An 18,212-nucleotide genomic window follows, 5' to 3' on the forward strand; every position below is an offset into this window, starting at 1 on the left:
ACTGGTCGCTGGTCCGGATCTGGGCAAGACGTCGGCACGCCTGCCGTATCGACTGCGTTCCAGAACAACCACATGCACAACCCCCAGAACGACGCCACGTCCTGCACGGCCGTGAAGCGTTTCACCAAAGAAGAGTCCTGAGGAGGACAAAAAGTGGCGAAGGCAAAGTTCGAGCGGACCAAGCCGCACGTCAACATCGGCACCATTGGTCACATTGACCACGGTAAGACGACGCTGACTGCTGCGATCTCCAAGGTCCTGCACGACAAGTATCCGGACCTGAACCCGCAGTTCGCGTTCGACGACATCGACAAGGCACCCGAAGAGAAGCAGCGCGGTATCACGATCTCGATCGCGCACATCGAGTACCAGACCGAGAAGCGTCACTACGCACACGTTGACTGCCCCGGTCACGCGGACTACGTGAAGAACATGATCACCGGTGCTGCTCAGATGGACGGTGCGATTCTCGTTGTCGCCGCCACTGACGGCCCGATGCCGCAGACGAAGGAGCACATCATCCTGGCTCGCCAGGTTGGTGTCCCCTACATCGTCGTGGCCCTCAACAAGGCCGACATGGTCGACGATGAGGAGATCCTCGAGCTCGTCGAGATGGAGGTTCGTGAGCTGCTCTCGGCTTACGAGTTCCCCGGCGACGACGTTCCCGTGGTCAAGGTCTCGGCGCTCAAGGCGCTCGAGGGCGACGCCGAGTGGGGCGCAACCGTCATGGAGCTCATGGACGCCGTCGACGAGTCGGTCCCCGAGCCCGAGCGCGACGTTGACAAGCCGTTCCTCATGCCCGTCGAGGACGTGTTCACGATCACCGGTCGTGGCACCGTCGTCACCGGTCGTATCGAGCGCGGCATCCTGAACGTCAACGAGGACGTCGAGATCGTCGGCATCCACGAGGGTCCCGCGACCAAGACGACCGTCACCGGCATCGAGATGTTCCGCAAGCTCCTCGACGAGGGTCGTGCGGGCGAGAACGTCGGCCTGCTCATCCGTGGCATCAAGCGCGAGGACGTCGAGCGCGGCCAGGTCATCTGCAAGCCGGGCTCGATCACGCCTCACAAGAACTTCGAGGCGAACGTTGTCATCCTGTCCAAGGATGAGGGTGGCCGTCACACGCCGTTCTACGACAACTACCGTCCCCAGTTCTACTTCCGCACCACGGACGTCACCGGCGTCGTCAAGCTGCCCGAGGGCACCGAGATGGTCATGCCCGGCGACAACACCGAGATGTCGGTCGAGCTCATTCAGCCGATCGCCATGGAAGAGGGCCTCAAGTTCGCCATCCGTGAGGGTGGCCGGACCGTCGGCGCCGGTCGCGTCACCAAGATCACCGCGTGATCTGAACGACCGACTGCGTCACTGACGCACTCGAGAAGGGCCTCACACCTCGCAAGAGGTGTGGGGCCCTTCCGCATGTTCGCGCGCCCTTCGGCGGCCAACCGCGATTCAATGAGGCGTATGCCGTCACGCACCTGGCGCTCGGCACCAGCGGCGCTCAGCCTGACGAAGGGCGCAACGATCGTTGCGCCCTCGCCCACGCTCTGCGCCCCCTGGCGCCGAGGGCGCAGATCAGCTGATCCGCGGTCGACCCTTCTTGTCCCAGCTGATCTTCGCGGTCCAGGTTTTACGTGGCGTCGTGGCCGGATCCAGCACCGTGGCGGGATTGCTGGGATCGGGGACGTCCCAGGAGTGGAACGCGATTCGCGTCCCCTCTTCTTTGCTGTCGATGACAGTGGCGCCGCCGGGACCACAGAGTCCTGAATTCTCCTGGTTGAGCAGGACCCTCTCCTTGGTGAAGTCGCCGTCCCACATTTCGTCCGCCCGCCACACTTCGATGTTGTAGTCGCAGGTGGCGAAGTTCTTGCGCGAGACAAACATGTAGACACTTCCCCCGACCTCACTGGGGTTGAGGATGAACGGCGCCTCGATCCTGTTCTTGCTCTTCACCTTGACCCTTGGACTTTCCTCCTGCGGCGTGACGCAGTTGGTACTCATCTTCTGGGCCCAGATCTTGAAGTTCTCTCTGTTCTTGTTCTGGCTCGTCTTGAAGAGCATGTAGCACCGACCCTCGACGGAGATGTATGCGCTGGGGTCGATGGCCTCGGCCTTGGTCCCAGCCCCGGACGGAGCGCAGAGGGGTTCACCTTCCTCGACGAACGGGCCGTCCACGAGGGACGCCGTCGCGATGCCGATGCAGTTGCGCTTCTTGTCTCCATTCCAGGCTGTGTAATACATGACGTAGGTGCCGTTCACCTCGATGACGCTGGGCGCCCACAGTCGTCGACCCATGGTCGGCGCGAGGCCGACCCAGTCGGGCAGGACTGGCAGGGAAGCCCCGGGTGGCTGCAGGCTGTACGTGCCGTCGTAGGAGAGAGCCGTGGCGGCGGGGAAGGCGCCGACTGTGCCATCGTCGAGTTCCACACCCCCCGTGCCGTGGATCGTCACTCCCTCTGGGGTCTCGATGAAGCCCGGGTCGGCAAACGTGAGCCCTGTGTCGTGGAAGCGTGGGTCTTCGGCCTGCGCTGGCAGCGCCACCCCCACGGCGATGAGCATCGAAGCAAAGGTCGCGCAGGCAGCGCGCATCCTTGTTGACATGGATTCCCCCATAGAGTCGACGGGGAATCCTCGTTGACCCCCCGGTGGGTCGAACAGTACTCAGGCTCGGCCATCCGGCAAGGGTGCGAGTGCGCATCCGGGACTGGGCACCTGAAGTGCTGAGCGGTTGACAGGTTCGTGACAGGTACGGCATACGCAGGGTCCAGTTGCGGGGGCCACGGTGGAGGGACGACGGTCGACCACCCCGGGTTCGACTGCAACGAGAGGAACCCTCCATGCCCAGGATCACCAAGACGGCCGCCCTCGCCGGTGTGGCCGGAGCAGCCGCGATCGCCACGGTCGGCCTCGGGGCCAGCCAAGCCCTCGCCGAAACCACCCCAACCCCGAGCACGTCGTCGTCGACCCAGAGTGGCGAGGCGCCATCGGCGACCGCACCGGGGGAGCGTGCCGGCGAACGAGGCGGCCCGGGGCATGGCAAGGGCGGCCTCAAGGGCGCTGACGCCAGTGCGCTCGCGAAGGCCCTCGGTCTGGACGAGGCCAAGGTCCAGGCAGCCATCGAGGAGGTGAGGGAGGCCTCCAAACCCGCCGAGAAGCCCGCTGAGGGTACGAAGCCGACGGACGCCGACCGCGAAGCCAGGCAGACGGCATACGTCGCGGCTCTGGCCAAGGAACTCGGTGTGAGCACGGACAAGGTCACCGCGGCCCTCGAGAAGGTTCGCGCAACCCGGACGGCGGAGCACCGCACGGCGCTCTCGGACAAGCTCGACGCTGCGGTCAAGGCCGGCAAGCTGACGGCAGCCGACAAGGCGTCCGTGCTCAAGGCCCTCGACGCCGGCGTGCTCGGCGGGGGGCCTCGCTGATCCCGCCCTGATCAATGACATCGCTTCGATGTCCTCGCAGCAGCCCTCGCGGGACGTGAACCGCGGGGGCCGCTGCGTTGCCCGAGCAACGAGAGCGACGCGCCACGAGCGCGGGGATGCCGTGTGGCCCGGACTCGATTTGGTAGGTCGCCCCCGCCTCTGGCACTATTGTCCAGTTGCTTGGTGTGGGACGCATCCCCTCGACCACTCGTCGGGTTCGGACCACCACTGCACGTGAGAACCACTCGAACCGGTCAAGCCGGGGCGACACACGGCAGGCAAAGCGGCTCCGATTCAACGGAGTTCCGATTCATCCGACGGACTGACGCAGGAATGCGTATGCCGTCGGGCCGCGGAGCGGGCGCGACACGCCCGACCTCGGGGGTCGGACCTGAGGATCGACCAAAGACAGAAGTAAGAAGACGGCGAGAGAGAGACGGAAGCCAAGATGGCGGGACAGAAGATCCGCATCCGCTTGAAGTCGTATGACCACGAGGTCATCGACAACTCGGCGCGGAAGATCGTCGACACGGTGACCCGTGCCGGCGCAACGGTGGTCGGCCCTGTGCCGCTGCCCACGGAGAAGAACGTTTTCGTGGTCATCCGTTCGCCGCACAAGTACAAGGACAGCCGCGAGCACTTCGAGATGCGCACCCACAAGCGCCTCATCGACATCATCGACCCGACGCCCAAGGCTGTCGACTCGTTGATGCGTCTCGACCTCCCGGCTGACGTCAACATCGAGATCAAGCTCTGAGGGTTGACAGATGACTGACATTGCAACCAAGACCGTGAAGGGTGTGCTGGGCAAGAAGCTCGGCATGACCCAGGTGTGGGACGCCGACAACAGGCTCATCCCCGTCACCGTCATCGAGGCCGGGCCCTGCGTCGTGACGCAGGTGCGCAACGCCGAGACCGACGGCTACGCCGCGGTGCAGATCGCGTTCGGCGCGATCGACCCGCGCAAGGTGACCAAGCCGCTCACCGGCCACTTCGAGAAGGCCGGCGTCACGCCGCGCCGCCACCTCGTCGAGCTCCGCACCGCGGACGCTGGCGAGTACTCGCTGGGCCAGGAGCTCACCGCCGAGACGTTCGAGGCCGGACAGGCCGTCGACATCTCCGCCACGACCAAGGGCAAGGGCTTCGCCGGTGTCATGAAGCGTCACGGCTTCCACGGCGTCTCGTCCTCCCACGGTTCGCACAAGAACCACCGCAAGCCGGGCTCGATCGGTGGCTGCGCCACCCCGGGTCGTGTCTTCAAGGGCATGCGCATGGCCGGCCGTATGGGTGGCGTGCGTCAGACCACCCAGAACCTCACGATCCACGCCGTCGACGCCGACAAGGGGCTGCTGCTCGTCAAGGGCGCGGTTCCCGGCCCCCGTGGCGCGGTCGTGCTCGTCCGCAACGCCGTGAAGGGAGCGTGAGCGCAGTTATGGCTACCCAGACAACGCAGACCGCGAACGTGATTTCGGTCGACCTGCCCGCCGAGATCTTCGACGTGCAGACCAACATCCCCCTGATCCACCAGGTCGTCGTCGCCCAGCTCGCCGCGGCGCGCCAGGGCACGCACTCGACCAAGACCCGCGGCGAAGTCCGCGGTGGTGGTCGCAAGCCGCACCGTCAGAAGGGCACCGGCCGCGCCCGTGCGGGCTCGACCCGCGCGCCGCACTGGACCGGTGGTGGCGTCGTCCACGGACCGACGCCGCGTGACTACTCGCAGCGCACCCCCAAGAAGATGAAGGCTGCTGCCCTGCGCGGCGCCCTCTCCGACCGCGCTCGTCACGGCCGCATCCACGTCGTTGCTTCACTCGTCACGGGTGACGCGCCCTCGACCAAGGAAGCCGTGGCACTGCTCGCAGGGCTGACCGAGCGCAAGAACATGCTCGTCGTCCTCGACCGCAGTGACATCGTTTCGCTGAAGTCGGTGCGCAACCTGACGAACCTCCACGTCATCGTCGCCGACCAGCTCAACACGTACGACGTGCTCTGCGCCGACGACGTGGTCTTCACGCAGGCCGCGTTCGACGCGTTCGTCGCTGGCCCGGTTGCCAAGGTCAAGACCGCTGAGGTCGAGGTCGAGGTCGTCGAGGCTCCTGCCGCCAAGGCTGCCAAGGCCCCCAAGGCTGAGAAGCCCGCGAAGGCTGAGAAGCCGACAAAGGCTGAGAAGCCGGCGAAGGTCGTCGAAACCACGGCCGCCGAGGCTGAGGTTGACGGTGGCTTCGGCGCCGACAGCCACGCTGCTCTCGAGGACGGCACCGCACCTGCGGGCTTCGACATCAAGGGCAACAAGGACTCCATGAAGTACCACGTGGCTGGTTCGCGTTGGTATGACGCCACTGAGGCCGAGGTCTGGTTCCGCACTGCGGACGCCGCCAAGGCCGCCGGGTTCGTCCCGGCCGGTGGCGAAGCTGCCCAGACGATCGCCACGGATGACAAGGAGGACGTCAAGTGAGTCCTGCAATCGCAAAGAACCCGCGCGACATCCTGCTGGCGCCGGTTGTCTCCGAGAAGTCCTACGGACTGCTCGACCAGGGCAAGTACACCTTCCTGGTGGACCCGCGCTCGAACAAGACCGAGATCAAGATCGCCATTGAAGAGATCTTCAACGTCAAGGTCGACTCGGTCCACACGCTGAACCGCAAGGGCAAGACCAAGCGCACCCGCTTCGGACTGGGCAAGCGCAAGGACACCAAGCGCGCGATCGTCACCCTCCGCGAGGGCACGATCGACATCTTCGGCAGCGCTGGCGCCTGAGAGACGACTGAGGAACTTAAGGAAACACGACATGGGTATCCGCAAGTACAAGCCGACGACGCCTGGCCGTCGCGGCTCTAGCGTCGCCGACTTCGTCGAGGTCACGCGCACCACGCCTGAGAAGTCGCTCGTGCGTCCGCTCACCAAGAGCGGTGGCCGTAACAACAACGGTCGCATCACGACGCGTCACATCGGTGGTGGCCACAAGCGCGCCTACCGACTCATTGACTTCCGTCGCCACGACAAGGACGGCATCCCGGCCAAGGTCGCTCACATCGAGTACGACCCCAACCGCACCGCCCGCATCGCTCTGCTGCACTTCGCAGATGGTGAGAAGCGCTACATCCTGGCCCCCAAGGGTCTGGAGCAGGGCGCCAACATCGAGAACGGTCCTGGCGCCGACATCAAGCCCGGCAACAGCCTCCCGCTGCGCAACATCCCGACCGGTACGGTCATTCACGCTGTCGAGCTCCGCCCCGGTGGCGGCGCGAAGATCGCGCGTTCGGCCGGCGTCCGCGTCCAGCTTGTTGCCAAGGACGGTCCCTACGCCCAGCTGCGTATGCCGTCCGGCGAGATCCGCAACGTCGACGCGCGCTGCCGCGCGACGATCGGTGAGGTCGGCAACGCCGAGCAGTCCAACATCAACTGGGGCAAGGCCGGCCGCATGCGCTGGAAGGGCAAGCGCCCGACCGTCCGTGGTGTCGTCATGAACCCGGTCGACCACCCGCACGGTGGTGGCGAAGGCCGCACCTCCGGTGGTCGTCACCCGGTCTCCCCTTGGGGCAAGGCCGAAGGCCGCACCCGTCGCCCGGGCAAACCGAGCGACAAGATGATCGTCCGCCGACGCCGCACTGGCAAGAAGCGCTGACAAGGAGCCATTGACACATGCCTCGTAGCTTGAAGAAGGGCCCCTTCATCGACGACCACCTTCAGAAGAAGGTCGACGTCCAGAACGAAGCGGGCACCAAGAACGTCATCAAGACCTGGTCGCGCCGTTCGGTCATCAGCCCGGACATGCTCGGTCACACTCTCGCCGTCCACGACGGCCGCAAGCACGTCCCGGTGTTCGTCACCGAGTCGATGGTCGGCCACAAGCTCGGCGAATTCGCACGCACGCGCACCTTCAAGGGTCACGTGAAGGACGACAAGAAGGGCCGGCGCCGCTGATGCCTACCAACGACACCGTGACTCTCGAGGCTCGGGCCCAGGCCCGCTCCGTGCGAGTCACCCCGCAGAAGGCGCGTCGCGTCATCGACCTGATCCGCGGCAAGAACGCAACCGAGGCCATTGCCACGCTGCGCTTCGCCCCGCAGGGTGCATCGGACCCGATCCTGAAGGTGCTCGAGAGCGCCATCGCGAACGCCCGGTTCAAGGCCGACAAGACCGCCGAGCGTTTCGACGAGCACGAGCTCTTCATCACGTCCGCGTTCGTCGATGAGGGCGCGACCATGAAGCGTTTCCGTCCGCGTGCGCAGGGCCGCGCCTCGCGCATCAACAAGCGCACGAGCCACATCACCGTGGTCGTTGCACCCAAGCAGGCAAAGAACTCGAAGGGAGGCCGCTGAACATGGGTCAGAAAGTCAACCCGCACGGCTTCCGCCTGGGTATCACGTCCGAGCACCGCAGCCGTTGGTTCGCTGATTCCACCAAGGAGGGTCAGCGCTACCGCGACTACGTCAAGGAAGACGTCGCCATCCGCAAGCTCATGTCCGAGGGCATGGAGCGTGCAGGCATCTCCAAGGTCGAGATCGAGCGCACCCGTGACCGCGTCCGCGTGGACATCCACACGGCACGTCCGGGCATCGTCATCGGTCGCCGTGGCGCCGAGGCCGACCGCATCCGCGGCGAGCTCGAGAAGCTCACGGGCAAGCAGGTCCAGCTGAACATCCTCGAGGTCAAGAACCCCGAGACCGATGCTCAGCTCGTGGCCCAGGGCGTTGCCGAGCAGCTCTCTGCTCGTGTCTCGTTCCGTCGTGCCATGCGCAAGAGCATGCAGTCGGCGACCCGCGCAGGTGCCAAGGGCATCCGCGTCCAGGTCTCCGGCCGTCTCGGCGGCGCTGAGATGTCCCGCACCGAGTTCTACCGCGAAGGCCGTGTGCCGCTGCACACCCTCCGCGCGCAGATCGACGTGGGCTTCTACGAGGCCCGCACCACCTTCGGCCGCATCGGTGTGAAGGTCTGGATCTACAAGGGCGACGTCACCGCACGTGAGCTCGCTGCCCAGCAGGCCACCGCGCCGCGCCAGGGCCGCCCGCCGCGTCGCGAAGGTGCCGACCGTCCGGCTCGCGCTCGTCGCGACCGTCCGGAGACCCAGGCTCCCCAGGCGACCGAGGCCCCCGCAGCCGACACGACTTCGGCAGTGACCACTGAGGGAGCGTCCAGCTGATGTTGATTCCCCGTCGCGTCAAGCACCGCAAGCAGCACCACCCGGGTCGTTCGGGCGCTGCCAAGGGTGGGACGACCATCGCGTTTGGTGACTACGGCCTCCAGGCTCTCGAGCCGGCCTACGTGACCAACCGTCAGATCGAGTCCGCTCGTATTGCGATGACCCGCTACATGAAGCGTGGTGGAAAGGTGTGGATCAACATCTACCCCGACCGCCCGCTGACCAAGAAGCCGGCTGAGACCCGCATGGGTTCCGGTAAGGGTTCGCCCGAGTGGTGGATCGCCAACGTCAAGCCCGGCCGCATCATGTTCGAGATCTCCGGTGTGTCCGAAGAGGTCGCGCGTGAAGCCATGCGTCTGGCAATGCACAAGCTGCCGATGAAGTGCCGCTTCGTCCAGCGTGAAGGTGGTGACTTCTGATGGCTATCGGTTCCAAGGACCTGATCTCCAACGAGCTGCGTGGATTCGACGAGGATCGTCTCGTCGACGAGCTGCGCAAGGCCAAGGAGGAGCTGTTCAACCTGCGGTTCCAGTCCGCCACCGGCCAGCTCGACAACCACGGTCGGCTGCGCGCCGTCCGCAAGGACATCGCCCGGATCTACACCGAAATGCGTGAGCGCGAGCTCGGCATCGGCTCCGGCCCGGCGAAGTCGGAGGAGAGCAAGTGAGTGAGAACGTGAAGGACGAGACCGTGGCCGAAACGCAGGCACGCAACTACCGCAAGACCCGCCAGGGTTACGTGGTCAGCGACAAGATGGACAAGACTGTTGTCGTCGAGGTCGAGGACCGCGTGAAGCACGCCCTGTACGGCAAGGTGTTGCGTCGCTCCAGCAAGGTCAAGGCACACGACGAGGAGAACGTCGCCGGCATCGGTGACCGCGTCCTCATCATGGAGACCCGCCCGCTCTCGGCGACCAAGCGCTGGCGCGTGGTCGAGATCCTCGAGAAGGCCAAGTAATACTTTGCGGGGGGGCCAGGCCCCCCGCGCCCCCCGAAAGTTCGGCCAGGCTTTGCTGCCCACCGGCTTAGCAGAGAACCAGCACGACGTATAGGAGACAGATAAGTGATCCAGCAGGAGTCGCGAGTACGCGTCGCCGACAACACCGGTGCCAAGGAAATCCTTTGCATCCGTGTTCTCGGGGGCTCGGGTCGCCGGTATGCCGGTATCGGCGACACCATCGTCGCCACCGTGAAGGACGCCATCCCCGGTGGCAACGTCAAGAAGGGCGATGTCGTCAAGGCGGTCATCGTCCGCACCAAGAAGGAGCGCCGTCGTCCAGACGGTTCCTACATCAAGTTCGATGAGAACGCAGCTGTGCTGCTCAAGACCGATGGTGACCCTCGTGGCACGCGCATCTTCGGCCCGGTGGGCCGCGAGCTGCGCGACAAGAAGTTCATGAAGATCATCTCGCTGGCGCCGGAGGTGCTCTGACATGGCGAAGTTTGGCATCAAGAAGGGCGACACCGTCCAGGTGCTCACGGGCAAGGACAAGGGTTCGACCGGCAAGGTCATCTCTGTCGACCGTGAGAAGAACCGCGTGCTCGTCGAGGGCGTCAACCGCGTGACCCGTCACACCAAGGCCGGCCAGACTGCCCGTGGCAGCCAGACCGGTGGCCTCGTCGTCCAGGAGTCGCCGATCCACGTGAGCAACGTGGCCGTCGTCGACCCTTCGGACAAGAAGCCGACCCGTACCAAGACCCGCGTCGAGACCGTCGAGCGTGACGGGCGCCAGAAGGCGACCCGTACCCGCGTCGCCGTGCGCTCGGGCAAGGACCTGTGAACCAGATGACTGAGACTGTTACGAAGCCCCGCCTCAAGCAGCGCTACGCGGACGAGATCCGCGCGAGCCTGCTGGAGCAGTTTGGTTACGCCAACGTCATGCAGGTTCCCGGCGTCGTCAAGGTCGTCGTCAACATGGGTGTCGGCGATGCAGCCAAGGACAGCAAGCTCATCGACGGCGCGGTGCGCGACCTCACGGCGATCACCGGCCAGAAGCCGGTTGTCACCAAGGCTCGCAAGTCGATCGCCCAGTTCAAGCTGCGTGAGGGCATGCCGATCGGCACGCACACCACGCTGCGTGGCGACCGCATGTGGGAGTTCCTCGACCGCCTCATCTCGGTCGCTCTTCCCCGCATCCGTGACTTCCGTGGCATGAGCCCGAAGCAGTTCGACGGTCGCGGCAACTACACCTTCGGCCTCACGGAGCAGTCAATGTTCCACGAGATCGACCAGGACAAGATCGACCGCGTCCGGGGCATGGACATCACCATCGTCACCACCGCGACGAACGACGACGAGGGACGCGCGCTGCTCAAGGCGCTCGGCTTCCCGTTCAAGGAGAACAGCTGAGATGGCGAAGACTGCTCTTGTCAACAAGGCCAACAAGAAGCCGAAGTTCAAGGTGCGCGGTTACACGCGCTGCCAGCGCTGCGGCCGTCCCCACGCCGTGTACCGCAAGTTCGGCCTGTGCCGAATCTGCTTCCGGGAGATGGCCCACCGCGGCGAGCTCCCCGGTATCACGAAGTCTTCTTGGTGACCACGGCTGACTCAGCCATCCCGGTCTCGGCGCAGCCGAGATCACGCCGCACCCGCGGCATACCCCAAAACCATCTACATCGAAGGTCAGCCGGAGCAGCAGCCCCGGATGAAACCACGGTGAGAGAGGGCGGAGAAGCCCAATGACAATGACTGACCCGATTGCGGACATGTTGACCCGCGTCCGGAACGCCAACTCGGCGCACAAGGACACGGTTGCCATGCCGTTCAGCAAGCTCAAGTCGCACATCGCGGAGATCCTCGAGGCCGAGGGTTACATCGCCGGCTGGACCGTCGAGGAGGCCGAGGTCGGACAGACCTTGACCGTCAACCTCAAGTACGGCCCCAACCGCGAGCGTTCCATCGCCGGTGTGCGTCGCGTGTCCAAGCCCGGACTGCGCGTCTACGCCAAGTCGACCAACCTCCCGAAGGTTCTCGGTGGACTCGGTGTCGCCATCATCTCGACGTCTTCTGGTCTGCTGACAGACCGGCAGGCCGCTAGCAAGGGTGTGGGTGGGGAAGTCCTCGCCTACATCTGGTAAGGGGATCTGACATGTCGCGCATCGGACGTCTTCCGGTTGCCATCCCCTCCGGTGTCGAGATCAACGTCGAGGGCCAGACCGTCAAGGTCAAGGGTCCCAAGGGCGAACTCGCGCACACGGTGGCTCAGCCCATTCAGGTTGAGAAGAACGATGACCAGGTGCAGGTCAGCCGCCCGAATGACGAGCGCGAGTCGCGTTCGCTCCACGGTCTGACCCGCTCGCTCATCCACAACATGGTTCTCGGTGTGACCGAGGGCTATGTCAAGAAGCTCGAGATCCACGGCACCGGTTACCGCGTGCAGAACAAGGGCGGTTCGCTCGAGTTCGCACTCGGTTACTCGCACTCGATCACGGTCGAGCCGCCGAAGGGCATCACCTTCACTGTCGAGAACCCCACCAGGTTCCAGGTCGAGGGCATCGACAAGCAGCTCGTCGGTGAGGTGGCCGCCAACATTCGCAAGCTCCGAAAGCCTGACCCGTACAAGGGCAAGGGCGTGCGTTACGCCGGCGAGCACATCCGCCGCAAGGTCGGAAAGGCTGGTAAGTAGGCCATGGGAATGATCATCAAGCGTGCCAAGGGCAAGGTCGCCGCGCGCGGCCGTCGCCACGTTCGTCTCCGCAAGCATGTCGCGGGCACGGCAGTGCGTCCCCGTCTCGTCGTGTCGCGCTCGTCGCGTCACGTCTTCGTCCAGGTTGTCGATGACACCGTGGGCAAGACCCTCGCGTCGGCGTCGACCATGGAGGCCGACGTCCGCTCCATCGAGGGCGACAAGACCGCCAAGGCCAAGAAGGTCGGCGAGCTCGTGGCCGAGCGTGCCAAGGCTGCTGGCGTTGAGGCTGTTGTCTTCGACCGTGGCGGCAACAAGTACCACGGTCGCGTTGCGGCCATCGCCGATGGCGCCCGCGAAAGTGGGCTGTCGCTGTGACCCGTGCGAAGAATTCTGTGATTGACACCGTTTCTGGAAGGAACATCTGATGCCCGGACCCCAGCGTCGAGGCACCGGTCCCGCAACCGCAAACGCCGCCGGTGGCGAGCGCAGCGACAACCGTGGCGGCGGAGACCGTCGCGGTGGCCGCGGCGACGACCGTCGTGGTGGCGGCCGTGAGGCCGAGAAGAGCCAGTACCTCGAGCGAGTCGTGACCATCAACCGTGTGTCCAAGGTCGTCAAGGGTGGTCGTCGCTTCAGCTTCACCGCCCTCGTCGTCGTCGGTGACGGAGACGGCACCGTGGGTGTCGGCTACGGCAAGGCCAAGGAAGTTCCTGCCGCGATCGCCAAGGGTGTCGAGGAGGCCAAGAAGGAGTTCTTCAAGGTCCCGCGCATCCAGGGCACGATCCCGCACCCCGTCCAGGGTGAGGCCGCTGCCGGCGTCGTCATGCTCCGTCCCGCCAGCCCCGGTACCGGTGTCATTGCCGGTGGCCCGGTGCGTGCGGTTCTCGAGTGCGCCGGCGTTCACGACGTGCTCTCCAAGAGCCTCGGTTCGTCCAACGCGATCAACATCGTCCACGCGACCGTCCAGGCTCTCAAGGAGCTTGAGCGTCCCGAGGCCGTTGCTGCCCGTCGCGGCCTTCCCGTGGACCGAGTTGCCCCCGCTGCGATGCTCCGCGCCCAGGCTGCTGGCATCGCCGAGGCCAAGGCAGGTGCGTGATGGCTCGTCTCAAGGTAGTTCAGACCCGTTCAGGGATCGGCGGCAAGCAGAACCAGCGTGACACGCTGCGCAGCCTCGGTCTCAAGCGCATTGGCGACGTCGTCGTCAAGGAGGACCGTCCCGAGATTCGCGGGATGGTCAAGACGGTGACGCACCTCGTTGCCGTCGAGGAGGTTGAGTGATCATGGCTGAGAAGCAGAAGAACACCGAGGCTCAGTCCTCGGGATCCGCCAACGGCGGTTCGGCGCTCAAGGTCCACCACCTGCGTCCCGCCCCGGGAGCCAAGACCGCCAAGACCCGTGTGGGTCGTGGTGAGGGCTCGAAGGGTAAGACCGCAGGTCGTGGAACCAAGGGTACGAGTGCCCGCTACCAGGTTCCGGAGCGCTTCGAGGGTGGCTCGACCCCCCTCCACATGCGTCTTCCGAAGCTGCGCGGCTTCAAGAACCCGTTCAAGACCGAGTACCAGGTCGTGAACCTCGACAAGCTGTCCTCGCTCTTCCCCGATGGTGGAGACGTGAGCGTCGAGGATCTCGTGTCCAAGGGTGCGGTTCGCGACAACGAGCTCGTCAAGGTGCTTGGCACCGGCGAGATCACCGTTGCCGTGAACGTCACCGCCAACGCGTTCTCTTCGTCCGCCAAGGACAAGATTGTCGCCGCAGGCGGTTCGGCCACCCAGATCTGATCTGGGTCGCTGACAACAGCAGTGCGTATGCCGCAGGGCGCGGTTCCCGGAGGCAATCCGGGAACTCGCCTTGCGGCATACGTCGTTTGACCCCCTGAGAAGACTGCGGTCGCCGACCGCGGACGACGCCGGGGTATCTTTGTTCGTCGATCACCACTGACGCGGCTACCGCCGCCCACCTGGAGGACCTGTGCTCACCGCTTTCGGCCGCGCGTTCAAGACGCCCGACCTGCGCAGGAAGATCCTGTTCACGCTTGGGATCATCGCTCTGTACCGCCTTGGCGCCCAGGTGCCGACGCCCGGCGTGAGCTACTCGCTCATCCAGGCGTGCCAGAAGGGTGCGGGGGAGGCCAACGACCTGCTTGGCCTGGCGAACCTCTTCAGCGGTGGGGCCTTGCTCCAGCTGTCGATCTTCGCGCTGGGGATCATGCCCTACATCACGGCGAGCATCATCATCCAGCTCCTCACGGTGGTGATCCCCAAGTTCGAGGCCCTCAAGAAGGAGGGCCAGGCCGGGCAGTCGAAGATGACGCAGTACACGCGTTATCTGACGATCGCCCTGGCCGTGCTGCAGTCGGCGACCTTCATCACCTTCGCGCAGAACCCGTCGCAGCTGTTCGCGAACCCGGCGTGCACCAACATCCTGACCGACGACTCGATCGTCACGATCCTCATTATGGTGCTCACGATGACGGCCGGTACCGGCCTCGTCATGTGGCTCGGTGAGCTCGTGACCGACCACGGTGTCGGCAACGGCATGTCGATCATGATCTTCACCTCGATCGCGGCGTCCTTCCCCGGCGCCCTCTGGGCGATCCAGCAGAAGGAAGGTCGCTGGGACATCTTCATCGGGATCATCCTGATGGGCTTCGTCATCATCGCCCTGGTGGTCTTCGTCGAGCAGAGCCAGCGCCGTATCCCGGTCCAGTACGCCAAGCGGATGGTGGGGCGTCGCGTCTACGGCGGCACCTCGACCTACATCCCGCTCAAGGTCAACATGGCCGGTGTCATCCCGGTCATCTTCGCCAGCTCGCTGCTCGCGCTCCCGACGCTGCTCGCGCAGTTCAACCGCAAGGCTGACGGGACCTCGCCGGGCTGGGTGGACTGGATCGATGCCAACTACGCCGGCGGCGACACCTGGGCCTACGGCCTGACCTACACGGCGCTCATCCTCTTCTTCACGTTCTTCTACGTCTCGATCACGTTCAACCCCACTGAGGTCGCCGACAACATGAAGAAGTACGGCGGCTTCATTCCGGGTATCCGAGCCGGGCGACCCACGGCGGAATACCTTCAGTACGTCCTCACCCGTATCACCGTCCCGGGTGCGATCTACCTCGCGCTGATCTCGATCATTCCGCTGCTCGCTCTCGTCCTCGTCGGTGCCAACCAGAACTTCCCGTTCGGTGGCACCTCGATCCTGATCATCGTCGGGGTCGGACTCGAGACCGTGAAGCAGATCGAGTCCCAGCTGCAGCAGCGTCACTACGAAGGGTTCCTCCGCTAATGCGTCTGATCATTCTCGGCCCCCCCGGAGCAGGCAAGGGCACCCAGGCTGCCCGTATCGCAGAGCATTTCGGGATCCCCGCGATCTCCACGGGTGACATCTTCCGCGCCAACATCAAGAACGGCACGGACCTCGGCAAGCAGGTCCAGGAGATCACCGCTGCCGGCGGCTACGTCTCCGACGACATCACCAACGCGATTGTCGAGGACCGGCTGGCCCAGGACGACTGCGAGCCGGGCTTCCTGCTCGATGGCTACCCGCGCACGACCGGTCAGGTCACCGCGCTGGAGGCCATGCTCGCCAAGCACGACCACGGCCTCGACAAGGTCCTCGCACTCACCGTCGACGAGGACGCGGTCGTCGGCCGCCTGCTCAAGCGGGCCGAGATCGAGGGTCGCGCCGACGACACCGAGGACGTCATCCGTGAGCGGCAGGCGATCTACCGCCGCGAGACCGCTCCGTTGGTCGAGATCTACGGCGAGCGCGGTCTGCTCGTCGAGGTCGATGGTCTCGGTGAGGTCGACGAGGTCAGCGAGCGGATCATCTCCGCGCTGAGCTGACCTCTCAACACGACAAGGCGGGGTATGCCGGGACTCACGTCCCGGCATACCCCGCCTTCGGTGTTGCTGGGTTCAGAGCACGATGTACTGGCGGCCGTCGATGAGCTCGCGCACGGCGTCGAGCTGTCCAGCGTGGGTCGCGGTCTCGAGGATGACGTGCTGGACGATGTCGCGCACGTCGGTGAAGTCGTCGCTGTCCCAGGTGGCTTCGCGATGCCTCGGAGCAGCGTCGAGTGCATGGGTGGACAGGATCGCGTCCGAGGCGCCGATCGCTGCCCGGTAGGCCGCGACGATGTCGTCGGCTGACTCGTCGGGGGAGACACGCCAGTCCGCGTCCTTGCCCTCGGGCCACCAGTCGAACGGCTCGCCCGCGACGACGACCTCGAACCAGTAGCGCTCGTCCGACAGGGTGAGGTGACGGAGGAGGCCCAGCACGCTCCAGCCCGAAGGGAGCACCGGTCGCCGCATCGCCGAGTCGTCGAGTCCCTCCACCTGCCTCAGCACATGACGCCGGGCGCTGGCCAGGGCAGCGGCGAGGTTCTCACGTTCGCGGTCCATGTCGGCCACCCTAGGCTCACCCAGCCACGGGCCGGCCCCGCCGAGCGCACGGTGCGGCGGTCCGGGAATGCGCACCCGGCATACCCTGTTGGTTGAAATGTGAATCAATTGCGCATCATCGTCTCCAGTACCCGTCCGAACCGCATCGGCCACACGGTCACCCAATGGGTGAGTGAGCAGGCCGACCCCGAGCAGTGGGAGGTCAAGGTCCTCGACCTCGCGCAGATCGGGCTGCCGTTCCTCGACGAGGAGGGCATGCCCATGCAGGGCAACTACGCCAAGCCCCACACGCAGGCCTGGGCGAGTGAGATCTTCGAGTCCGACGCGGTGGTCGTCGTGACCCCGCAGTACAACCGCAGCTTCCCGGCGCCGATCAAGAACGCCATCGACTACCTCTTCGCCGAGTGGAACGCCAAGCCCGTTGCTCTCGTCGGCTACGGCTGGTCGGGCGCGACCGACGCAGTCGCGGACCTCACCAAGGTCCTCACGCACGTCAAGGCCGAAGTCGTCGGCTCCGTGGGCCTGAGCTTCCCCGAGCAGCTCAGCACCGAGGGTGTCGTCCTCGATGGTGACGCAGCTGCCAGCGGGCTGCGCGACCTCCTCGAGACCCTGCACAGCAAGGTTCTCGACCTCGACGAGGTCCCGGCCCAGTCCTGATCCCAGCCCTTGCGCGCCTCTCGCCCCTTCGTGATTCGGGGGAGCGGGAGGCGCGGCTGTAGGTTGCGGGGCATGGGACTGTTCGGACGTGAGCGCATCGAGGCCAAGACTCACGAGCAGGTGCTGCTCATGCGGGCGGCCGGGCTGCTCGTGGGTCGGACGCTCGAGCTGGCCCGTGACTCGGTCAAGCCGGGCATGACGACCAAGGAGCTCGACGCTCTGGCCGAAGCGCACATCCGCGACGGTGGGGGCACCCCGAGCTTCCTGGGCTATCACGGCTTCACCGGCACGCTCTGCACCTCTGTCAACGAGGAGGTCGTGCACGGCATACCCGGGGGTCGGGTGCTAGAGGAGGGTGACCTGCTCTCCATCGACTGCGGCGCGATCATCGAGGGCTGGCACGGCGATGCAGCCCTCTCGATCATCGTCGGCGGCCGTGAGGCCGGGCGTCCCGAGGATCTCGAACTCATCGATGACACCGAGGCTTCGATGTGGGCCGGCATCGCGGCCCTGGCGGTCGGCAAGAGCCTGTATGCCGTCGGCGAGGCCGTCGAGGACAGCATCACCGCATCGGGGGAGCGGCGTGGGCGGGAGTACGGCATCGTCGAGGACTATGTCGGTCACGGCATCGGCACGTCGATGCACATGGATCCTCAGGTCCCGAACTACCGCGTGAGCGGCAAGGGGCCGACCGTCGTCGACGCCACGACCATTGCGATCGAGCCGATGATCACTCTCGGCGCCGAGGCCAATCGGGTCCTCGAGGACGACTGGACGGTCGTCACCAACGATGGCTCACGTGCCGCCCACTGGGAGAACACCGTGGCCGCGACGGCTCAGGGCCTGTGGGTCCTTACGGCCGTCGACGGCGGCGAGGCGAAGCTGCGCGAACTCGGCGTTGCCTACGCGCCGCTCGCCTGACCCGAGGCCTGAGCCCGGCGCGAGGAATGCGCCGC

At 65.4% G+C, this 18,212-nt stretch carries 28 protein-coding genes and 1 pseudogene; 27 read left to right on the forward strand and 2 right to left on the reverse strand.

What is annotated here, in order from left to right; genetic code table 11:
• Nucleotides 1–153 precede the first annotated feature (153 nt).
• Nucleotides 154–1,350 (forward strand): elongation factor Tu, encoded by a 1,197-nt coding sequence (tuf, locus tag ACFQRE_RS12380; RefSeq protein WP_380122705.1) that lies wholly within the window; start codon nt 154–156, stop codon nt 1,348–1,350.
• 231 nt (nt 1,351–1,581) lie between these two features.
• On the opposite strand, the gene ACFQRE_RS12385 is transcribed toward tuf, so the two are convergent.
• Complete coding sequence (locus ACFQRE_RS12385; RefSeq protein ID WP_380122707.1) at nt 1,582–2,607, reverse strand: family 43 glycosylhydrolase; 1,026 nt, start codon at nt 2,605–2,607, stop codon at nt 1,582–1,584.
• Nucleotides 2,608–2,843: 236 nt separating this feature from the next.
• Between ACFQRE_RS12385 and ACFQRE_RS12390 the strand changes: the two genes are divergently transcribed.
• The 24 genes and pseudogenes from ACFQRE_RS12390 (at nt 2,844) to ACFQRE_RS12505 (ending at nt 16,041) form a co-directional block, all read left to right on the forward strand.
• A complete protein-coding gene (locus tag ACFQRE_RS12390; RefSeq protein ID WP_380122709.1) occupies nt 2,844–3,428 on the forward strand; it encodes a hypothetical protein in 585 nt (194 codons plus the stop codon).
• A 448-nt stretch (nt 3,429–3,876) separates the two neighbouring features.
• Complete coding sequence (rpsJ, locus tag ACFQRE_RS12395; protein ID WP_009775966.1) at nt 3,877–4,185, forward strand: 30S ribosomal protein S10; 309 nt, start codon at nt 3,877–3,879, stop codon at nt 4,183–4,185.
• A gap of 10 nt (nt 4,186–4,195) precedes the next feature.
• The gene (gene rplC, locus ACFQRE_RS12400) at nt 4,196–4,852 is read left to right on the forward strand and encodes a 50S ribosomal protein L3 (protein ID WP_380122711.1); all 657 of its coding nucleotides are present in this window, start codon (nt 4,196–4,198) and stop codon (nt 4,850–4,852) included.
• 8 nt (nt 4,853–4,860) lie between these two features.
• Nucleotides 4,861–5,880: a 50S ribosomal protein L4, sunset domain variant gene (gene rplD, locus ACFQRE_RS12405; RefSeq protein WP_380122713.1), complete on the forward strand. Its 1,020-nt coding sequence runs from the start codon at nt 4,861–4,863 to the stop codon at nt 5,878–5,880.
• A complete protein-coding gene (rplW, locus tag ACFQRE_RS12410) occupies nt 5,877–6,182 on the forward strand; it encodes a 50S ribosomal protein L23 (RefSeq protein ID WP_009775963.1) in 306 nt (101 codons plus the stop codon). The genes rplD and rplW overlap by 4 nt, the downstream gene beginning before the upstream one ends.
• A 31-nt stretch (nt 6,183–6,213) precedes the next feature.
• Complete coding sequence (gene rplB, locus ACFQRE_RS12415) at nt 6,214–7,050, forward strand: 50S ribosomal protein L2 (RefSeq protein ID WP_009775962.1); 837 nt, start codon at nt 6,214–6,216, stop codon at nt 7,048–7,050.
• A gap of 17 nt (nt 7,051–7,067) precedes the next feature.
• Nucleotides 7,068–7,349, forward strand: coding sequence for a 30S ribosomal protein S19 (rpsS, locus tag ACFQRE_RS12420; RefSeq protein ID WP_380122716.1), 282 nt, complete (start codon nt 7,068–7,070; stop codon nt 7,347–7,349).
• Nucleotides 7,349–7,747, forward strand: coding sequence for a 50S ribosomal protein L22 (gene rplV / locus ACFQRE_RS12425; protein ID WP_380122719.1), 399 nt, complete (start codon nt 7,349–7,351; stop codon nt 7,745–7,747). Before rpsS ends, rplV begins: the two co-directional genes overlap by 1 nt.
• Nucleotides 7,748–7,749: 2 nt before the next feature.
• On the forward strand, nt 7,750–8,568 hold the full coding sequence (gene rpsC, locus ACFQRE_RS12430) for a 30S ribosomal protein S3 (RefSeq protein ID WP_009775959.1): 819 nt from the start codon (nt 7,750–7,752) through the stop codon (nt 8,566–8,568).
• Nucleotides 8,568–8,987 (forward strand): 50S ribosomal protein L16, encoded by a 420-nt coding sequence (rplP, locus tag ACFQRE_RS12435; RefSeq protein ID WP_009775958.1) that lies wholly within the window; start codon nt 8,568–8,570, stop codon nt 8,985–8,987. Before rpsC ends, rplP begins: the two co-directional genes overlap by 1 nt.
• Nucleotides 8,987–9,199 (forward strand): annotated as a pseudogene (gene rpmC, locus ACFQRE_RS12440) (50S ribosomal protein L29); the annotation flags it as partial. The gene rplP and the pseudogene rpmC, both read left to right, overlap by 1 nt.
• A 32-nt stretch (nt 9,200–9,231) precedes the next feature.
• The gene (rpsQ, locus tag ACFQRE_RS12445) at nt 9,232–9,525 is read left to right on the forward strand and encodes a 30S ribosomal protein S17 (protein ID WP_380122722.1); all 294 of its coding nucleotides are present in this window, start codon (nt 9,232–9,234) and stop codon (nt 9,523–9,525) included.
• Nucleotides 9,526–9,630: 105 nt separating this feature from the next.
• Entirely contained in the window at nt 9,631–9,999 is a 369-nt protein-coding gene (gene rplN, locus ACFQRE_RS12450; RefSeq protein WP_009775955.1) for a 50S ribosomal protein L14, read from the forward strand.
• 1 nt (nt 10,000) lies between these two features.
• Nucleotides 10,001–10,348 (forward strand): 50S ribosomal protein L24, encoded by a 348-nt coding sequence (gene rplX, locus ACFQRE_RS12455; protein ID WP_380122725.1) that lies wholly within the window; start codon nt 10,001–10,003, stop codon nt 10,346–10,348.
• A 5-nt stretch (nt 10,349–10,353) separates the two neighbouring features.
• Complete coding sequence (gene rplE, locus ACFQRE_RS12460) at nt 10,354–10,917, forward strand: 50S ribosomal protein L5 (RefSeq protein ID WP_380122727.1); 564 nt, start codon at nt 10,354–10,356, stop codon at nt 10,915–10,917.
• A gap of 1 nt (nt 10,918) precedes the next feature.
• Entirely contained in the window at nt 10,919–11,104 is a 186-nt protein-coding gene (locus ACFQRE_RS12465) for a type Z 30S ribosomal protein S14 (protein WP_009775952.1), read from the forward strand.
• Between the two features lie 142 nt (nt 11,105–11,246).
• On the forward strand, nt 11,247–11,645 hold the full coding sequence (rpsH, locus tag ACFQRE_RS12470) for a 30S ribosomal protein S8 (RefSeq protein WP_009775951.1): 399 nt from the start codon (nt 11,247–11,249) through the stop codon (nt 11,643–11,645).
• Nucleotides 11,646–11,656: 11 nt separating this feature from the next.
• Nucleotides 11,657–12,193, forward strand: a complete 537-nt coding sequence (gene rplF / locus ACFQRE_RS12475) for a 50S ribosomal protein L6 (protein ID WP_380122729.1) — start codon at nt 11,657–11,659, stop codon at nt 12,191–12,193.
• 3 nt (nt 12,194–12,196) lie between these two features.
• Nucleotides 12,197–12,571, forward strand: coding sequence for a 50S ribosomal protein L18 (gene rplR / locus ACFQRE_RS12480; protein WP_380122731.1), 375 nt, complete (start codon nt 12,197–12,199; stop codon nt 12,569–12,571).
• 49 nt (nt 12,572–12,620) lie between these two features.
• The gene (rpsE, locus tag ACFQRE_RS12485; RefSeq protein WP_380122734.1) at nt 12,621–13,292 is read left to right on the forward strand and encodes a 30S ribosomal protein S5; all 672 of its coding nucleotides are present in this window, start codon (nt 12,621–12,623) and stop codon (nt 13,290–13,292) included.
• Nucleotides 13,292–13,474: a 50S ribosomal protein L30 gene (gene rpmD / locus ACFQRE_RS12490; protein ID WP_009775947.1), complete on the forward strand. Its 183-nt coding sequence runs from the start codon at nt 13,292–13,294 to the stop codon at nt 13,472–13,474. Before rpsE ends, rpmD begins: the two co-directional genes overlap by 1 nt.
• 2 nt (nt 13,475–13,476) lie before the next feature.
• Nucleotides 13,477–13,974 (forward strand): 50S ribosomal protein L15, encoded by a 498-nt coding sequence (gene rplO / locus ACFQRE_RS12495; protein ID WP_380122736.1) that lies wholly within the window; start codon nt 13,477–13,479, stop codon nt 13,972–13,974.
• Nucleotides 13,975–14,164: 190 nt separating this feature from the next.
• A complete protein-coding gene (gene secY, locus ACFQRE_RS12500; protein WP_380122738.1) occupies nt 14,165–15,481 on the forward strand; it encodes a preprotein translocase subunit SecY in 1,317 nt (438 codons plus the stop codon).
• Complete coding sequence (locus ACFQRE_RS12505) at nt 15,481–16,041, forward strand: adenylate kinase (protein ID WP_380122740.1); 561 nt, start codon at nt 15,481–15,483, stop codon at nt 16,039–16,041. Before secY ends, ACFQRE_RS12505 begins: the two co-directional genes overlap by 1 nt.
• Before the next feature lie 72 nt (nt 16,042–16,113).
• On the opposite strand, the gene ACFQRE_RS12510 is transcribed toward ACFQRE_RS12505, so the two are convergent.
• Entirely contained in the window at nt 16,114–16,599 is a 486-nt protein-coding gene (locus ACFQRE_RS12510; protein ID WP_380122742.1) for a DinB family protein, read from the reverse strand.
• A gap of 99 nt (nt 16,600–16,698) precedes the next feature.
• On the opposite strand from ACFQRE_RS12510, the gene ACFQRE_RS12515 reads away from it, so the two are divergent.
• On the forward strand, nt 16,699–17,256 hold the full coding sequence (locus tag ACFQRE_RS12515; protein ID WP_380122744.1) for an NADPH-dependent FMN reductase: 558 nt from the start codon (nt 16,699–16,701) through the stop codon (nt 17,254–17,256).
• A gap of 72 nt (nt 17,257–17,328) precedes the next feature.
• Nucleotides 17,329–18,177 (forward strand): type I methionyl aminopeptidase, encoded by an 849-nt coding sequence (gene map / locus ACFQRE_RS12520; protein ID WP_380122746.1) that lies wholly within the window; start codon nt 17,329–17,331, stop codon nt 18,175–18,177.
• Nucleotides 18,178–18,212 lie beyond the last annotated feature (35 nt).

It is taken from the genome of Knoellia pratensis (assembly GCF_042666395.1).
Classification (GTDB): domain Bacteria; phylum Actinomycetota; class Actinomycetes; order Actinomycetales; family Dermatophilaceae; genus Knoellia; species Knoellia pratensis.

Excerpts from the sequence above, each read along its gene's own strand:
- ACFQRE_RS12390 (WP_380122709.1), top strand. The coding sequence starts at position 2,844 with ATGCCCAGGATCACCAAGACGGCCGCCCTCGCCGGTGTGGCCGGAGCA.
- rplF (WP_380122729.1), top strand. The coding sequence starts at position 11,657 with ATGTCGCGCATCGGACGTCTTCCGGTTGCCATCCCCTCCGGTGTCGAG.
- rplC (WP_380122711.1), top strand. The coding sequence starts at position 4,196 with ATGACTGACATTGCAACCAAGACCGTGAAGGGTGTGCTGGGCAAGAAG.
- map (WP_380122746.1), top strand. The coding sequence starts at position 17,329 with ATGGGACTGTTCGGACGTGAGCGCATCGAGGCCAAGACTCACGAGCAG.
- rpsE (WP_380122734.1), top strand. The coding sequence starts at position 12,621 with ATGCCCGGACCCCAGCGTCGAGGCACCGGTCCCGCAACCGCAAACGCC.
- rpsH (WP_009775951.1), top strand. The coding sequence starts at position 11,247 with ATGACAATGACTGACCCGATTGCGGACATGTTGACCCGCGTCCGGAAC.
- ACFQRE_RS12465 (WP_009775952.1), top strand. The coding sequence starts at position 10,919 with ATGGCGAAGACTGCTCTTGTCAACAAGGCCAACAAGAAGCCGAAGTTC.
- ACFQRE_RS12510 (WP_380122742.1), bottom strand. The coding sequence starts at position 16,599 with ATGGACCGCGAACGTGAGAACCTCGCCGCTGCCCTGGCCAGCGCCCGG.
- rplR (WP_380122731.1), top strand. The coding sequence starts at position 12,197 with ATGGGAATGATCATCAAGCGTGCCAAGGGCAAGGTCGCCGCGCGCGGC.
- ACFQRE_RS12505 (WP_380122740.1), top strand. The coding sequence starts at position 15,481 with ATGCGTCTGATCATTCTCGGCCCCCCCGGAGCAGGCAAGGGCACCCAG.
- rplD (WP_380122713.1), top strand. The coding sequence starts at position 4,861 with ATGGCTACCCAGACAACGCAGACCGCGAACGTGATTTCGGTCGACCTG.
- rplE (WP_380122727.1), top strand. The coding sequence starts at position 10,354 with ATGACTGAGACTGTTACGAAGCCCCGCCTCAAGCAGCGCTACGCGGAC.
- rplO (WP_380122736.1), top strand. The coding sequence starts at position 13,477 with ATGGCTGAGAAGCAGAAGAACACCGAGGCTCAGTCCTCGGGATCCGCC.
- rpsJ (WP_009775966.1), top strand. The coding sequence starts at position 3,877 with ATGGCGGGACAGAAGATCCGCATCCGCTTGAAGTCGTATGACCACGAG.
- rplP (WP_009775958.1), top strand. The coding sequence starts at position 8,568 with ATGTTGATTCCCCGTCGCGTCAAGCACCGCAAGCAGCACCACCCGGGT.
- ACFQRE_RS12385 (WP_380122707.1), bottom strand. The coding sequence starts at position 2,607 with ATGTCAACAAGGATGCGCGCTGCCTGCGCGACCTTTGCTTCGATGCTC.
- rplB (WP_009775962.1), top strand. The coding sequence starts at position 6,214 with ATGGGTATCCGCAAGTACAAGCCGACGACGCCTGGCCGTCGCGGCTCT.
- rplX (WP_380122725.1), top strand. The coding sequence starts at position 10,001 with ATGGCGAAGTTTGGCATCAAGAAGGGCGACACCGTCCAGGTGCTCACG.
- rpsC (WP_009775959.1), top strand. The coding sequence starts at position 7,750 with ATGGGTCAGAAAGTCAACCCGCACGGCTTCCGCCTGGGTATCACGTCC.
- rpmD (WP_009775947.1), top strand. The coding sequence starts at position 13,292 with ATGGCTCGTCTCAAGGTAGTTCAGACCCGTTCAGGGATCGGCGGCAAG.
- rplV (WP_380122719.1), top strand. The coding sequence starts at position 7,349 with ATGCCTACCAACGACACCGTGACTCTCGAGGCTCGGGCCCAGGCCCGC.
- rpsS (WP_380122716.1), top strand. The coding sequence starts at position 7,068 with ATGCCTCGTAGCTTGAAGAAGGGCCCCTTCATCGACGACCACCTTCAG.